The organism is Cohaesibacter sp. ES.047 (assembly GCF_900215505.1).
Lineage (GTDB): Bacteria > Pseudomonadota > Alphaproteobacteria > Rhizobiales > Cohaesibacteraceae > Cohaesibacter.
In genome coordinates this window covers 2,666,524-2,681,286 of sequence record NZ_LT907844.1, presented here as the reverse complement: position 1 = coordinate 2,681,286, position 14,763 = coordinate 2,666,524, and the positions used below count along the sequence as shown (strand labels likewise).

Here is a 14,763-nt window from a genome sequence, read left to right as displayed (position 1 = left end):
TCCTCACGCACACTCGACGAGCAAAGTGACAAGCTCGAATGGACGGAACGACACGGTGACCGCGTTGTTGGAAAGTGTCAGCGGCTCAGATGGCTTTTCCTCCATCAGATTGACGATCCGTACGGATTTGACCGGAATGCCGAATGTGATGTCAGTGCTTGCGCGTCTGTTTGCGTGTTCGAACAATCGCAGCACCAAGCCGTTGCCAGCTTCGGCGATCTTGACGGTTTCAATCGTCACATTCTCGGCAGAGGCTGCGACAAGTGAGAAGTCCTCTTCGCAGGTGTCTTTGAGCGCTCCGATCACCTGAAGCGGATTGTTGAAGCGTTCGGCAGCATGGTGGACCGACGCGAGATCCTTGACCCCTTCATGCACCAACAGGGCGTAACGGATGTCGTGCAGGCCCTGATCCGCCGCCTCGAACGGAAAGATCGATCCGCGAACCAGTGTCAAACGAACTGTCTGCTCAAAGGCGTCATAGGCATACTTGCAATCATTGAGCAGAGCTGCCCCGAAGTCGGCTTCCGACATGTCCACCCAGCGGTGCATGGATGCTTCGAAACGAGCCTTGTCCCAACTGGTATTGCGATGGGTTGCCCTTTTGACGTGGCCAAACTGGATCTCGGAGCGGATTTCCGAGACATTCATGTCAAACGGGAAAATGGCTTTGAGAACTGTCCGTGTTTCATGCCAATCAAGGCTCGTGTCGAATTCGACCATCGCACTGTTGTCGGCCAAGGACACGATCTGCACGATTTTCGAAGATTGATACGAGCGCTCAATGCGAAGTGCGGCGCGGTGCGGTCCGGTTTCAACAACCGTAACGTCCGCTGTTTCACCAAATGGCCAGCTTTGCTCTTCAAAGTACCAGTCGATGTCCCAGGCATCCCATTCCATTGACTTGTCTTCATAGGCGACTAGCTGATTGGCGACCTTGCCTGCTGCCAGCAATTCGCGCTGGAAGCGCTTGTCGAACACCGATGTGATCTCTCCTTTGTCGTTGAAGGCAACCGCCACCAGATCGTTTTCGAGGCACGCTTTCGAGACTTTGAGGCGGGTCTCTTTCGGGGTGGCTTCAGCCAAGGCAACACCGGCCCATCCATGAGAGCCAACGGCATGCACCGGGGCCGCCTGAACACGGGAGCCATCAGCCTTGATCAGTATTTGCAAAGGTTCGCTGGTGCCACCCGATTGAATGGCCGTGGCCTCCATTCCCTCAGGCAACGCGAGCAGGTCACCATCGCGGTCCAGACAGGTGAAATTGTAGACCCGTGCTCCCGAGCCATCTTGCCGGAGGGCCTTTTCAGCCGAGAAGAATGGCCCCTCCTCTGCTGCAAGATCTGCAAACAGCTTGTCATAATCGGCTTCGGTGTCTTCATAAACCTCGCGAATGGAGGTGCCGGGCAGGATGTCATGGAACTGATTGATCAGAACCACCTTCCACATCTGATCCAGAGCTTCAAACGGATAGGATGCGCCTGTCTCAACGGCGGCCATGGACGCCATCCATTCAAGTTCACGCATCTTGCGTTCGGCCAGGCGGTTGTTGCGTTTGGTTTTGCCGATTGTCGTCAAAGTACCGCGGTGATACTCGAGATAAAGCTCGCCATTCCACCGCGGAAAGCGATCGGCGTCGCCATCCATCTTGGCCCCGAGGCGGTCAAGGAAAGGCTTCAACCCTTCAAGACGCACGTTTGGTGCGCCGGGGATGCCGCGCTCAAGGCGCATGCCGCGCTCCACCATCTCCCGGGTCGGGCCACCGCCCCCGTCGCCATAGCCATAGCAAAGGACCAATTCGTCATGGACGGCCTTTGGTTCATATCGCTTCCACGAGCCCATGACTTCCGATACCGACATGTCCGAATTGTAGGTGGTGTAAATAGCCTCACTCTCGAACCGCTGCGCGGTGATCAGGTGTGCCTTGGTGTCGGTTCCGTCGATGCCGCGCCAGAAGAAAGTGTCAAACGGATGCTGATCGGTGTCGTTCCACGACAGCTTGGACGTCAGGAAGTAACCAAGCCCGGATTTGTCCAGAATCTGCGGCATGTTGGCCGAGTAGCCAAAGGTGTCAGGCAGCCAGACACAGCTCGGCGTGACGCCGAACTCGGTTTGATGGAACGTGCGCCCCATCATGATCTGGCGCACCATGCTCTCGCCCGAGACGATGTTGGCGTCCGGCTCCACCCACATGGCCCCTTCGATTTCGAGTTGGCCACGACGAACCGCCTCTTTGATCCCCTGCCAAAGAACGGGATAGTCCTGCTTGATAAAGTGGTAGAGGACGGCCTGATTGTACATGAAGAGATAGCTTGGATATTCCTCCATCATGTTCAGTGCGGTCGCAAAGGATCGCCCACCCTTCTCGCGTGTATGCAACACACGCCAAAGCCAGGCGATATCGACATGGGTGTGACCAAACGCCGTAATGGTTGGCTGCACTTCTGTATCCTGCAGCGCATAGATTTCGTCAGCAATCGCCTTTGCCTCAGCGATGCTCTCCTTCAGGGCCGCGCTGTATTCCGGTCCTCGTCTGTCTAGCGACCGCAAGGCGCGGTCAACAAGATTAAAGAGCGTATGTCGGCGCGGATCGGTCTGGTGCAGGCGGCAAGCCACTTCATAGGGCGTGTGCAAGTCAAAATAGAGGCTCTCCACATCAGCATGGCGAATGAAATACTCGACCTTGAAGCCGGCGAGTGGCCGGTCGAAAAAGGTAAAGGCGTCTACATGCAACATGTGTTTTGTGCCCGGCTTGGCATCGCGCATGATGACGAGTTCATTATGGTTGCCATCGATTGCCTGCACGATTTCCCCGTCCAGATAGGCAAGGCACTGCGGGTCGGTTGATCCGGGGCGCTCGGTCCACTGAGACGTGAAGCGCAAGAAGAATGTCTGGTTGGCGGCCTCCTCGGGCACGGTAATCTCGGCGGCGAACCACGTGTGCCCCTGAGACTTGGACCAGACCGTGCGTTGCGAGAAGGATGGCCATTGTTGCCAATCGGCTTTCAGTGCTGCTGCGGGCAACAGATCTTCTTCGGTGTAGTGCCAAGCGATATCGCCTGGAGCCGGTTGATTGATCTTCTCGTTCAGATCCTCAAGCAACCGTTTGAGCTTACCCTCTTGTTTCACATCATCAACATTGAGGCCAAGTTTGCTTTTGAGCGGTGTGGTGTATGTCATCCTTTAACTCCAACTCCTGCAAAGCCAGTGTTCATATTCCGGCGCAGGGCAAAATAAACGACGATTGCAGGCGCCGCATAAACGATTGAAAACGCAGTCAGAAAGCCGTACTGGACAGATCCGTGCTGCCCGAAGGCGGCATAAAGGCCCATGGACATGGGGAAAGAGGCTTCCGTGCGGGAAAACAAGAGCGGGAACAGAAACTCATTCCATGCGCTCGTGAAGGTATAGAACCAGACGACAGCCATGCCGGCTCTGGAAAGCGGCAGCACGATCTTGATCAGGATACGAGGGAGGGATGCCCCTTCGACGTGCGCCGATTCCTCCAGCTCCACCGGGACCGTGTCGAAGAAGTTTTTCATCAACAACAGGGCGAACGGCAGGTTGAGAACCGTGAGAGCAACGATAATGCCCAAGTTGTTCAACAGCCCCATGCTCTGGGCAGCGAAATAGATCGGCACCAGAATGCCCGTGGGCGGCAACATGCGCAGCAACACCAGCGACCACAACAGCGTGTTGCGCCCCGGAATTTTCAATCGCGACAGGGCATAGGCTGACCCGCAGGCGACAACCAGTGTCAGGGTTGCTGTGCCACATGCGATGATAAGCGAGTTGAGCAATTGCTGGGCCGAATTGCCGGAAAAGGCCTCTATGAAGTTGCCGATCCCGACCTGTCGGGGCAAGTGCAAGCGCCCATCCGCCATGGGGTCGATGGCGTTGGTGATGAGCCAGGTGAAGGGACTGACCCAGATCACGGCCATAAAGACGAGCGCAATCGTCAAGCCTTTAGAGGGTGCATCGTTACCGTTCATCATTTTGGCTCCTTGAGAAGGCGCAGATAGAACAGGGACAGGAAGGCAACGATCAGCAGCATGGCAACCGAAATTGCACTGCCATATCCGAGCTTTCCGACACCAAAACTCTGGCGATAAAGGAAGATTGAAAGAACTTGGGTTTGCCGTCCCGGTCCGCCCCCCGTCAGCGCGTAAATCAGCGGGAAGTAGGTGAAGGTCCAGATGGTGATGAACAGCATGTTCGTGCCGATATGGGGTTTGATGATCGGCAGGATGACACGGCGGATACTCTGAAGGGCGCTGGCACCATCCACTTTGGCCGCCTCAATGATATCGCGAGAGACATTGTCGAGTGCTGCGGAATAGAGCAGATACGACCAGGCTGTGCCCTTCCATATGTTGGCCAGAATGACCACCTGCAGGGCATAGTCATTGATGAAGTTGATTGGCTCGAAGCCCAGCGGCTGCATGATGACCTGATTGACAAGGCCGGTTTTGCTGGTGGTGGCAGACCATAGAAAGGCCGCCACGATGTCCGGCAACAACCAGCCGAGCATCAAGGCCACTTCAAGGGACGTCCGCATCGAGCCGCGCAAATTGCGCAGGACGGCCGCAAGTCCGAACCCGAGCACGCTCTGGCCTATAATGGCCGAGAAGAAGGTGAAATTGAGGGTTGTTACGAGGCTTTCAAGAAACCCGCGCCTCCTGAACAGCCTTTCATAATTCTCAAATCCAACAAAGGACCAGTCAACAGACTTTCTGCCGACCAACGACAGGTCGGTAAAGCTGAAAAAGAATGCCCAGCCTGTGAAATAGAGCAGGATGCCCACAAAGATCAGCGCCGGAATTGCTGCCAGAACAAGGACGGGCAACGATCCGGCCAGCCAGGGGCTGACCCAGTTATTACCGGAGATTTTCATGATGGTTTTCCGAAGCAGCGAATGGGATGGTTCAGGCCGATGACGCCGCATCACCGGCCTGTTCCGCCATGGAGTTATTCGATGACCATGACATTTTCCTCGCCGAATTCGTCGACGAGCGCTTCGTGATATTCCTCGAGAGCTTCTTGTGCAGGTGTACCTTCGAGGATCAGACTTGTCATTTCCTGCACAAAGCTGGAAACGATCTGATAGCCGGGATAGGTATCGCGCCCGGTGGTATCTGCTGCGAGTTTGGTCGCTGCCGAGAGAAACTCGTTCTCTTTATAGGCGTCCATGTTTGCGATGTCGTCGCGAACCGCCATACGACCATTCTCCAGAACCCACTTCGAGAAGGCTTCCTTGTCGAAGATGGTCGTCAAGAGCGCGACGCTTTGATCTGGATTCTCGGCTTTGGCATTGATGCCAACAGACCAACCGCCGGAAACATTGGTGGTTGTCGGAGCCCCTTCAAACCCGGAGCCGGGCCACGGTGTCCATCCGATGATTTTCTTGCGCTCTTCAATCGGAGGCAGATTGACGCCGGTGCAATCAAACAGGCAGGCCCAGTCCCATGAACCGCCGGCCAGAATGCCGAATTCGTGGTTGGCAAGGGCATCACGCAATGCGGCGTCCTTGTCCGCGGCATAGTTCAATGCCGGTTTGGAAAGCTCCTGTTCCACGTAGACTTTATAGTAAAGCTCGGCAGTGCGCGTGATCGCCGGGCTCTTGCCAATCCATTTGCCTTCTTTCCAGTTCCGCAGACGGTTGCGTTCGCCTTCGGGTGTATCAGCTCCAAGCATCGCCATATAGAAGCCCTGCATTGTGGTGGCTTCGCCCATCTTCGTGCCCGCAGGGAGTGCAAATGAATAATCCGCGCCGGTTTTTTCCTTCACCTTCGTAGCAGCATCAAGGATGTCATCCCAGTCTTTCGGCTTCCATGGCATTTCAATGCCTGCTTTTGCAAACAGGGCCTTATCGTACCAGAGCATGCGCACGTCGGTGTCTGTGGGGAGTGCATAAACCTTGCCATCAACCGCATTCAGCTTGAGCAGCGCGGGCATGTAATATTTGTATTGGTCCCAAGAGCTGAGTGGCTCGTCGAGGGCCATCAGGTAACCGGCAGATGCCAGCTCAGCCACCATGAAGCCGTCCATCACATTGATATCAGCAGCAGTGCCAGCAGCCAGATCAACGGCAATGCGCTTGTCGTAACCATCGCTTGGCAACTTGATGCTTTCAACGTCGACGCCAGTTGCGGCTTCGTAGTTTTTGATCCCCGGCTCGACCAGTGTGGCAAGCCATTCGGGATACATGATCGAGACGTCAGCCTGGGCAGCCGCGCTCATGCCGAGTAGGGCAAGGCTGCATGCAGCAGCACGAAATGCAAATTTCTTCATAATTCCTCCACTTCGCTATGAAGAGCGATCTCATCGGTGTGTTCCCAATCCTCCGAACACCTCTATTTTGTACCATTAGCACAAATTAATTGCAACGTTGCAATTTTACTTTCGGCTAAGAATTGAGCGACCAAGTGTCAATAATTGTAAATATTGGCGGAATTGTTGAACAATTTTTGATTTCTGGCAGTGAACTATAGTATCGTTGCAATAACGTTGAAAACGCGATCGCCAAAAGGAAAACTGGATGGTCCAACCTCCCAATCGTCCAACACTGAAAACACTTGCCGAATTAACCGGGCTCAGCCAATCCACGGTGTCGCTTGCGCTTCGTGGCGGCAAGAATCTGAAAACGGAGACGCGGGATAGAGTTCTCAAGACTGCAAAAGAAATTGGCTATGTCCCCGACCGAGCGGGCGTCCGGCTTCGCACGGGACGAACCAATTCGATTGGACTGATCCTCGATGGCCGTGAAGATTCGATCGGCTTCACGCGCTATCTCATGCACGGCATCAGCACCGAGGCGCACAAGTCGAATTTCAACGTCAATGTCTACCCGCAGTTCAGTCGCGCAGAAAGCGAAGAGACGATGCTGCGTTTGGTTCGCTCCGGTCTGGTTGACGGCATCATTCTAACCCACACCGAACCACAGGACAGACGGGTCAAACTCCTGCTCGAAATGGACTTTCCCTTTGTCACACACGGCCGGACCGAGCTGTTCACCGAGCATGCCTATCATGATTTCAACTCTGAAAAATTCATAGATCTTGCGTTCGAGATCTTCACCGCCCGCAAGGTGAAAAATCTGCTGGCGATCCTGTCGGATAGTTACACAACAAACAACAGCTTGGTGAAAAGGCTGTTCGAGGATCATTGCAAGCAAATGGAGATCAACGGAGAGGTCTTTGAATATAGTCACGGAGCCGAAGGACACATCGCAACACTGCGCTCCATGAGCATGTCGATTTTGGATCAGCAAGCTCCTGTCGACGGCATTTTGTGTGAAAATGAGCTCGATGCCATCAGCGTGGCTACGGGCTTGCGCGATACCGAATATCCGGGATGGAAAGACATCGCACTCGTCACGAAACAGACCTCAGACCTGCTGCCTGCCCTCTACCCGTCCGTGATCGGGATCAAGGAAACCATCTATGATTCAGGTGTTGAACTGGCCCGATTGCTGATCGCCCTGATGAATGGAGACGCTCCGGCCAATCTCCAAACATTGTCGGAACCTGTCGTCGACAAATCCCACTTGCGCTAAAAGAAGCTCCTGACTTCTGCAATGCGGACGAAGGAGACATGCAGTTCGTAGGACCGAATGTCAGCTTGCCATTCGCATCTCTCTTTGATAGCAGATTCGCATGATAAGCGTGCGCGACATGACAAGCCAAGACTACGCCGAAGTGCGAGAGCATCTGTCTAGGTGTTGGCGTGAGACTTATTCGCACCTAATGCAACCGTCAGACTTCGAGAAGATGTTGGCTCCTTTGGATAGCCCAAATCTTGGCTTGATCGCATCAGACGGCTTGGCCTTGGTTGCCGTGGATACTCAGGGAAATCGAGCAATCGGAACTGCAATGGCAGCCGAACGCCGTGGGGTTGGGTATATCTGGGGCGTATATGTTGCAACGGACAAACAGAGGTGTGGCATCGGTCGCACTCTGATCAACGAAGTCTCTGCCCGATTGCCCTCAGCTAGCCAGTTTTCAGTGATAGTTCTCGAAGCTAGCGTCGAAGCTCGGGCATTTTACCAGGCACTCAATTTCTCGACGATGGAGCGGTGCCATGAGGAACTCGCGCCAGGTTTAATAATGCAGGCAAGAACCATGGTTTACACACGAAGTCGATAGGCTCTTGGGTAGTGTTCGCTTCCCTAAAGCAGTCTTTCAAATTCTACGCAGCATCAGTCACAATGGGCTCGAAGCAGACATTTTGGATTGGTCCAAACATCTTGAACGCCCGAACAGGCTTGGGTCTGCCGCTGGAGAGTTTATGTATTTGCTTGGCTGATTTATCTGGGTCTTTTTGATCCGGTGTCAAAATTGGAAGGTCCGTTCCAGTAGAGGCAAAATTGCTGGATATGGGTGCTTTTATTGGCGTCAGCCCTGTTTTCTTGTCTCACTTCTTTGCAAAATGTGGTTTGATCGTTGCCGGGATTTGCCCAGACTCTCATGCAACACAACCCCTTGCCATCTGATCCTTGGCAACTTGAAGCCCAAAGCCTGACTGTGATGACCGAAACACCTAGCCCCGCCCCGCGTGCGGGGGTTCTGCAATTCTTCCATGAAGCCAGCTGCCTTTCCCCGCGCCTCGTAACCCGTCAGGATTTTCTAGGCCGCCACCACCTTGTGGGTGACGCCGCCCGCGCCGAGTTCAGAGAGACGCAAAACTGGCTGGGCGGTGTCCTGAATGCTCTTGACGGGCTGTCGATGGAGACCGAGATCGGGCTGTGCACGGCCTGTCTGCCGGGCGGGCCTGTTGCAAGGGATGCGTTCGAGCATCTTCTGTCGGAATTGCTCGAAAGCTTGCAGTCCATACTCGCGAACGGTCCGCTTGTTCATCTGTTCCTGTTGTTGCATGGCGCCCTGCTGGTGGACCAGTGCGAGGATCCTGAAGGCCGTATCGTCCGCGCGGTCAGGGCCCTGATCGGCGATCAGACCACGCTTGCCATTTCGCTTGATTTTCACGCCAATATCAGCGCGGCCCTAGTCGAGACGGCGGATATCGTCATCGGCGGCAAGCTCTACCCGCATACGGATACAGCCGAACGCGGCGCGCGTCTGGTTCACCTCGCCACGTCGGGCGAGGTGCTCAAAACCCACAGATTCCCGATGGGACTTGCGGTCCCCATGCCAAGACAGGAAACCCTTTCAGGGCCCTTTGGCGCTCTCGCGCGCCTAAGCGACGGCTTGGAAACCGGCGCCATCCGCGATGCAAGCCTTCTTGGCGGCTTCCCCTATTCCCGGGCGCCCTTTCGCGGTACCGCGCTGCTCGTTACCACATCCGACCCACACGCAACAGAAGCTGTTGCCAAGAGAATGGCCAAGGCCATTGACGCCGTCAGGCAGGATCTGGTTGCGCCCATTCTCTCAATCGAACAGGCTTTGCCCCAGATTCGGCAAGCTCTTTCGGGCGGCCGCGTCGTGATTGGCGATGTAGGCGACAATCCCGGCGGTGGCGGCAACGGCGATACGACCGATCTGTTGCCTGTGCTCCTCTCTCTCGAACGCCCCTTTGCTTTTGCTTTCCTGATCAATGAGGGTTTGGTCAGACAAGCCGTTTCAGCCGGTGTGGGTGCCAGCTTTCAGCTTCCCACGGCTGGCGGCGATGTGGAGACGACCATTCTCGCCCTTCCGCACATTGCCTATCGCAACACGGGTCCGATGATGAAGGGGGAAAGGCTGGACGGCGGGCAAGGCGCGGTGCTGGGCGTGGGTCCTTCGCGGATTCTTCTATCCAGCAACCGTGTGCAGGCGTATGATACCAATGCCTTTACCGCCTTCGGGGTCGATCTTGATAAGATGGACATCGTTGCCGTGAAATCCATCGCCCATTTCCGCGCGTCCTATCGTACCATTGCGACGGGCGGGGTCGTTCTGGTCGACAGTTTTGGCCTGTCATCGCCGCTCAAGGCACCTGCTTTTGAGGCCGATACGATCTGAAGACAGAATGAAAGATGATCGGTTGCATCGGGGTTTTGAGAGAGGTGGGGTTCACGCCTTCGAAGAATTGACGCAGAATTTTGTTTTATATATATCTTTTCGGGTTCAGACCATCTCGGAATCGTTCTGACAACAGGCCTTCAGTGCCTGACGCATCGGCACGATAGAGAGAGTTGGTTCCGCAAGAAATCAAGAGGAAACGACTTGGATTTTCGTCAGCTTGAAGCTTTCGTTACGGTTGTATCAACCGGCAGCATGACCGTTGCCGCTCGGGTACTGGGGACGTCTCAGCCGACTGTGTCGCGCCTCGTGCAGGATCTGGAATCCTCGGTCGGCTTTCAACTCCTGACGCGCAACGGCCCCAAGATCATTCCCACCCATGATGGCCTTGATTTCTACAGTGAGGCGGAAGGACTTCTGAATGCTGTCGTACGGCTCGAACACCGGGCCCGCGACATTGCCACCTCGGCTCCGCGGTCGTTCAATATCGCGTCGATTTCTTCGGTTGGCGTCGCGTTCGTTCCCAAGATTCTGGCGCGGATGCCTGCTGAGCAGACACCGGGCAATATCGGCCTCAGTCTGCAACGGGCGGAGATCGTTCCTCAGATGGTTGTCAACGGGCAAGCTGATCTGGGCTTCTCAAACCCGCCTCTGGATCATCCGGGCCTTGAGATTATTGGCTCCTTCGCGGCCCCTTGCGTTGCGGCCCTGCCAGACGGCGATATGCTGGCCAGCAAGAAGCTGCTGAAAATAGATGACTTCCGAGGTCGCCGCTTTGCCACGCTGGGCGACCGCTTCCGTTTCCGACGGATGATCAATGATGCCCTCGCCGAGCGCGGCATCCATATCGATCAGGAAATCTCCTGCTCCTCCACCATCGCCGCGCTTCACTGCATCCAGTCGGGCTCCGCCGTTGGCATCGTGGATCCTCTGACAGCCTTCAGTGTGCCGCTCGACAAGGTTGCCATTCGACCGCTGGCCGAGGAAATCCTGTTTTCGTGGAGTGTGATTGTCGCCGAGGGCCATCCGCAGCTGTCTGTGTTGCGCGATCTCGTCAGTCTGCATGAAGAAGTGGTTGGCGAGGCGGTACCCGGCTTCCGCCGTCTGGACAAATCCAAAAGCAAAAAAGCAGACAGCCGCAAACGCTGACGCGGTGCCAGATTGGCGCTTGTGGGACGCAAGGCTTGTCTTGCGCTGATCTTGCCTGAGCAAAAAAAAGATCCCTGGCCACTCAAGACCAGGGATCAAAGTGCCATCTCTTGGACTGGATCGGATTACTGGGAGAGGTCCGAAACCTGCGGGATAGAGATGGCGGCTGCTTATTCTTGCCTTGTTGGCGCGCTTCAATGGGGGGGATGGGGAAGGCGCGCCAACAGGTGTTTATTCTGTCTTGCAGAGCCTGAGCGTCAGGCGGCTTTTCCTTTTTCGAGCAACGCCTGTGCCTTCACCGGTGCCTCGCTCAAAGCCTGCAGATTGGCACTTGAGGTTTTTGCCGTGACGATGGAGCAACCCGGCGCAAGGATCATGCCCTGACCATTGTTCTCAAGGATCGTGTTGACGGCCTTGGCGCTGACATCGTCCGGCGTGCCGTTGGCCAGCGTCTTGGCATCAACCCCACCACCGGAACACAGGCCCGTCATCTGGCGGCCCATGCGCAGGCTCGGATTGTGCGGTCCATGATCATCCCAATGCATGATCGAAACCGGATAATCACGGAAGGTGTCCATGAAAACCTCATTCTGGCAGACATGCATGATGTTGAACGGCAGATTGGCGGCTGACGCCATCATGCTCAGATCATGCGGCAGGCAGAGTTTGCGATAGTCTGCGGCGCTCAGCTTGGCACCGTTCACCCACTTGGTGGAGAAGAAGATCCCGTCAACGCCGAACTGTGTCACCTTGCGGACAAAATGGGACAGGGTTTCGGCAAATACGGACAGACCATAGGCCACCGCTTCGGGGGCTTCCTCGATATGCTGGGCCAGAACTGACGCATTGCGGTCCAGCATCTTGTCGGCGATATCCAGCGGCGTGAAGACCGTCATGATCAGCGGCACATCCTTTGGAAGGCCTTTGCGGATCAGCTCGAGCACTTTCATCTGCTCATCAAAAGCGGCATTGTCGACCGGCTGCGGCTTGAGCTTGAACCAGTCTTCGGCTTCCTGCACCGGGCTGTGAAGCAGTCCGTGACCAACAGCCGGATCATCGGATGGGTCGATCTGGAAGCCGAAAGGCTCGACATGATAACTCGCCCGCGCATGCACTTTCAGGATGTCCCAGTCATAGGTCTCGCGGAACGACAGCATCTTGTCAGCGAAGGTGTCTGCCCGCTGTTCCTCGACATAGAAATGTCCCCAGGCGGAAACCGGAATGCGGTCGGGTGTCTTGCCGTTGACTACGGCTTCGAGGCGTTCAGTGCGGTTCATGATCATTCTCCTTCCCAAACCTGACCAAGAACGCGCATCCAGTTGCCACCGTAGATCTTCAGGATGCGTTCTTTGGAATAGCCATGTTTGAGCAGCGCTTCGGTGAGATTGGGGAATTCGCGCATCCGCTCGATGCCTTTTGGCTTCTTGACCGGCTTGGAGCCAAATTCCGTCAACTTGCGGCCCGTGCCCTTGTCCTTGTTGCACCACAACAGGAACGATCCGGGACGCGGATGGCCGATGCTGAAGTCGGTGCCGACGGTGACATGATCTTCACCAATCAGATCGACCAGATAGTCGATGGCTTCGACCACATCATCAATCGTAGAATCATTGCCTTTTTTCATGCCCGGCGCGAAGAGAGAGAAACCGACGACCCCTCCGGTTTCAGCCGCGCCCTTGAGCAGGTCGTCAGGCTTGTTGCGCCCGCGATCAAGCAGGGCCCGCGGTAGGACATGGGTAAAGGCGACCGGTTTCTTGGAATAGGCAATCACATCGGCGCTTGTCTTGTCGCCTACGTGCGACAAATCACAGACCACACCGGCCTCGCCCATGGTGTCGATCAGTTCCCGCCCCCAATCGCTGAGACCGGAGTCGTTCGTTTCCTGATAGCCAGATCCGGCATAGTTCTGGGTGTTGTAAGTCAGCTGCATGATGCCGACACCGAGCTTCTTGAACAGGCGCACATAGTCGAGGCGATCTTCCAGCGGCGACGTGTTCTGCCAGCTCAGGATAATACCGGTCTTGTCTTGCTCTTTGGCTTTGAGGATATCGGCAGGGCTGTGTACGGGCATGATCAGGTCGCCATGCTCTTCATACCACTGGAGCCACTTGGCCACCTCGATCATGCCATCGCGGAAATTCTCCCAAACTGCGGTCGTGCAGGAAACAGCCGTTACGCCGCCTTCGCGATACTCCTCGAAGATTTCCCTGTTCCAATTACAAATGTTCAGGCCATCAATCAAAATGGCTTCCTGATGGAGGGCTTGCGCCTCGGTCATGTTCCAACTCCAGATGTCGAAGAGCAACGCATTGAATTCACAGAGCGTGTTTCATCGTCTTGCTGCTTTTATAAGTCGCATAGTTATATCTATATCATGCATTAAATGAATTATAGAACAAGCCCAAACTTTTCCAAAAGCGCGCCACCCCGTGCGTAGGAACCGCAAGAATTTTTCTTTAATAAATTGAACTTGCTAGATTATATAACTTTTAACATACAACATCAGAAGCTGTGCATGATCAGGTTGACGAAATTTTCGCAATGCATTTCGTCCATTCTCTATTGACATGATATATATTTTATCATCAGATATATGCATAAATATAAAAATCACCCGCATATCCGACAATAGTTTGGACACGTTCCAAGAGGAGTTCTGTATGACGTCCCTGCCCGCACGCCTTGCCTGCGCCGCCGCCTTGACCTTCTTTGCTGCCGATGCAAATGCCGAAACATGGCGCCTGAGTTCCATGATGACCGCTGAAAGCTTCGAGGGTCAGTCCTATCAGAAATTTGCTGAGCTGGTTTCCGAGTATACCGATGGTGACATCGAGATCCGCATCTATCCCAATGAGCAGATCGGCTCAATGAACTCTGTTGTCGAACAGTTGAGCCTGGGCCTCATTCAGCTCGCTCCGTCCGGTTCATCCTTCCTGGCTCGCTGGGAAGAAGGCATCCGTTATGCTGCCGCGCCATTCCTGTTTGACGACTATGCGCACTGGTCCAACTTCATCGAAGGCGACTTGTTTCAGTCCTGGCTGAAAAGCGTCGAAGAGACAGCCGATATTTCGGTCCTAGGCTCCATTCCCGATATGCCGCGCGGTTCCTTCCGCACGTTGCTGACCAAAGAGCCGATTGAAACCGCTGCCGACATCGAGGGCCTCAAAATCCGCCAGTATCAGAATGAGCTGGTAATTGATGCCTGGACACATCTTGGTGCAGAGGTTCGCGTTCTGCCATGGGGCGAAGTCTATGACGGCATCAATCGCGGCATCGTCGATGGTGTGACCTCTCCGGCCGAGCTGATCAAATCCATGCGTTTCTACGAAGTTGCTCCGAACATCATCCGGACCGACGAATATCCTCAGGCCGTTGCGTGGATGATGAACAAGAAGGCATGGGATAAGCTGTCCGAGGAAAACAAGGCCGCCATGCTACGCGCCCACAAGGAAGCAGCTGCCTTTGGCCGCGATCTTCTTGCCAAGGCTTCAGCCTCCATGCAGGCCGAACTTGAGGCGGTTGAGGGCGTAAAGGTCAACTTTGAATTTGACTCCAGCCCGCTCGTGGCCAAGATGGCCGAATTTTACGAAGCACGGGAAGCCGCAGGCAAACTGCCAGCAGGTCTTCTTGACGCAGTAAAAGCGGCCCGGGGAAAATAGTC

The 14,763-nt window shown here is 55.1% G+C and carries 11 protein-coding genes; 5 read left to right on the top strand and 6 right to left on the bottom strand.

The window, feature by feature from the left end; translation table 11 throughout:
* Positions 1-3: 3 nt before the first annotated feature.
* From CPH65_RS12240 to CPH65_RS12225, 4 genes are all read right to left on the bottom strand, one after another.
* Positions 4-3,177 carry a glycoside hydrolase family 38 C-terminal domain-containing protein gene (locus CPH65_RS12240; RefSeq protein WP_096173723.1) on the bottom strand — a complete coding sequence of 1,058 codons (3,174 nt, stop codon included), beginning with the start codon at positions 3,175-3,177 and terminating at the stop codon, positions 4-6.
* On the bottom strand, positions 3,174-3,989 hold the full coding sequence (locus tag CPH65_RS12235) for a carbohydrate ABC transporter permease (RefSeq protein WP_157747662.1): 816 nt from the start codon (positions 3,987-3,989) through the stop codon (positions 3,174-3,176). The genes CPH65_RS12240 and CPH65_RS12235 overlap by 4 nt, the downstream gene beginning before the upstream one ends.
* Positions 3,989-4,891, bottom strand: a complete 903-nt coding sequence (locus tag CPH65_RS12230) for a carbohydrate ABC transporter permease (protein ID WP_157747661.1) — start codon at positions 4,889-4,891, stop codon at positions 3,989-3,991. Before CPH65_RS12230 ends, CPH65_RS12235 begins: the two co-directional genes overlap by 1 nt.
* 74 nt (positions 4,892-4,965) lie before the next feature.
* Complete coding sequence (locus tag CPH65_RS12225; RefSeq protein ID WP_096173720.1) at positions 4,966-6,288, bottom strand: extracellular solute-binding protein; 1,323 nt, start codon at positions 6,286-6,288, stop codon at positions 4,966-4,968.
* 247 nt (positions 6,289-6,535) lie between these two features.
* Here CPH65_RS12225 and CPH65_RS12220 point away from each other — a divergent pair, with 247 nt between their 5' ends.
* The 4 genes from CPH65_RS12220 (at position 6,536) to CPH65_RS12205 (ending at position 11,102) form a co-directional block, all read left to right on the top strand.
* Positions 6,536-7,552: a LacI family DNA-binding transcriptional regulator gene (locus CPH65_RS12220; protein WP_096173719.1), complete on the top strand. Its 1,017-nt coding sequence runs from the start codon at positions 6,536-6,538 to the stop codon at positions 7,550-7,552.
* 100 nt (positions 7,553-7,652) lie between these two features.
* Entirely contained in the window at positions 7,653-8,141 is a 489-nt protein-coding gene (locus CPH65_RS25040) for a GNAT family N-acetyltransferase (protein WP_096173718.1), read from the top strand.
* 381 nt (positions 8,142-8,522) lie between these two features.
* Positions 8,523-9,953, top strand: a complete 1,431-nt coding sequence (locus tag CPH65_RS12210; protein WP_172891515.1) for a M81 family metallopeptidase — start codon at positions 8,523-8,525, stop codon at positions 9,951-9,953.
* Positions 9,954-10,157: 204 nt separating this feature from the next.
* The gene (locus CPH65_RS12205; protein WP_096173716.1) at positions 10,158-11,102 is read left to right on the top strand and encodes a LysR family transcriptional regulator; all 945 of its coding nucleotides are present in this window, start codon (positions 10,158-10,160) and stop codon (positions 11,100-11,102) included.
* A gap of 257 nt (positions 11,103-11,359) precedes the next feature.
* Here the strand turns inward: CPH65_RS12205 and CPH65_RS12200 are convergent, their stop codons facing one another.
* Together CPH65_RS12200 and CPH65_RS12195 are read right to left on the bottom strand one after the other, a co-directional pair.
* Positions 11,360-12,379, bottom strand: coding sequence for a uroporphyrinogen decarboxylase family protein (locus tag CPH65_RS12200; RefSeq protein WP_157747659.1), 1,020 nt, complete (start codon positions 12,377-12,379; stop codon positions 11,360-11,362).
* A 2-nt stretch (positions 12,380-12,381) separates the two neighbouring features.
* Positions 12,382-13,380, bottom strand: coding sequence for a dipeptidase (locus CPH65_RS12195; protein ID WP_096176387.1), 999 nt, complete (start codon positions 13,378-13,380; stop codon positions 12,382-12,384).
* Between the two features lie 382 nt (positions 13,381-13,762).
* Here CPH65_RS12195 and CPH65_RS12190 point away from each other — a divergent pair, with 382 nt between their 5' ends.
* Complete coding sequence (locus CPH65_RS12190) at positions 13,763-14,761, top strand: TRAP transporter substrate-binding protein (protein ID WP_096173714.1); 999 nt, start codon at positions 13,763-13,765, stop codon at positions 14,759-14,761.
* Positions 14,762-14,763: the final 2 nt, after the last annotated feature.

Excerpts from the sequence above, each read along its gene's own strand:
- CPH65_RS12240 (WP_096173723.1), bottom strand. The coding sequence starts at position 3,177 with ATGACATACACCACACCGCTCAAAAGCAAACTTGGCCTCAATGTTGAT.
- CPH65_RS12235 (WP_157747662.1), bottom strand. The coding sequence starts at position 3,989 with ATGAACGGTAACGATGCACCCTCTAAAGGCTTGACGATTGCGCTCGTC.
- CPH65_RS12230 (WP_157747661.1), bottom strand. The coding sequence starts at position 4,891 with ATGAAAATCTCCGGTAATAACTGGGTCAGCCCCTGGCTGGCCGGATCG.
- CPH65_RS12225 (WP_096173720.1), bottom strand. The coding sequence starts at position 6,288 with ATGAAGAAATTTGCATTTCGTGCTGCTGCATGCAGCCTTGCCCTACTC.
- CPH65_RS12220 (WP_096173719.1), top strand. The coding sequence starts at position 6,536 with ATGGTCCAACCTCCCAATCGTCCAACACTGAAAACACTTGCCGAATTA.
- CPH65_RS25040 (WP_096173718.1), top strand. The coding sequence starts at position 7,653 with ATGATAAGCGTGCGCGACATGACAAGCCAAGACTACGCCGAAGTGCGA.
- CPH65_RS12210 (WP_172891515.1), top strand. The coding sequence starts at position 8,523 with ATGACCGAAACACCTAGCCCCGCCCCGCGTGCGGGGGTTCTGCAATTC.
- CPH65_RS12200 (WP_157747659.1), bottom strand. The coding sequence starts at position 12,379 with ATGAACCGCACTGAACGCCTCGAAGCCGTAGTCAACGGCAAGACACCC.
- CPH65_RS12195 (WP_096176387.1), bottom strand. The coding sequence starts at position 13,380 with ATGACCGAGGCGCAAGCCCTCCATCAGGAAGCCATTTTGATTGATGGC.
- CPH65_RS12190 (WP_096173714.1), top strand. The coding sequence starts at position 13,763 with ATGACGTCCCTGCCCGCACGCCTTGCCTGCGCCGCCGCCTTGACCTTC.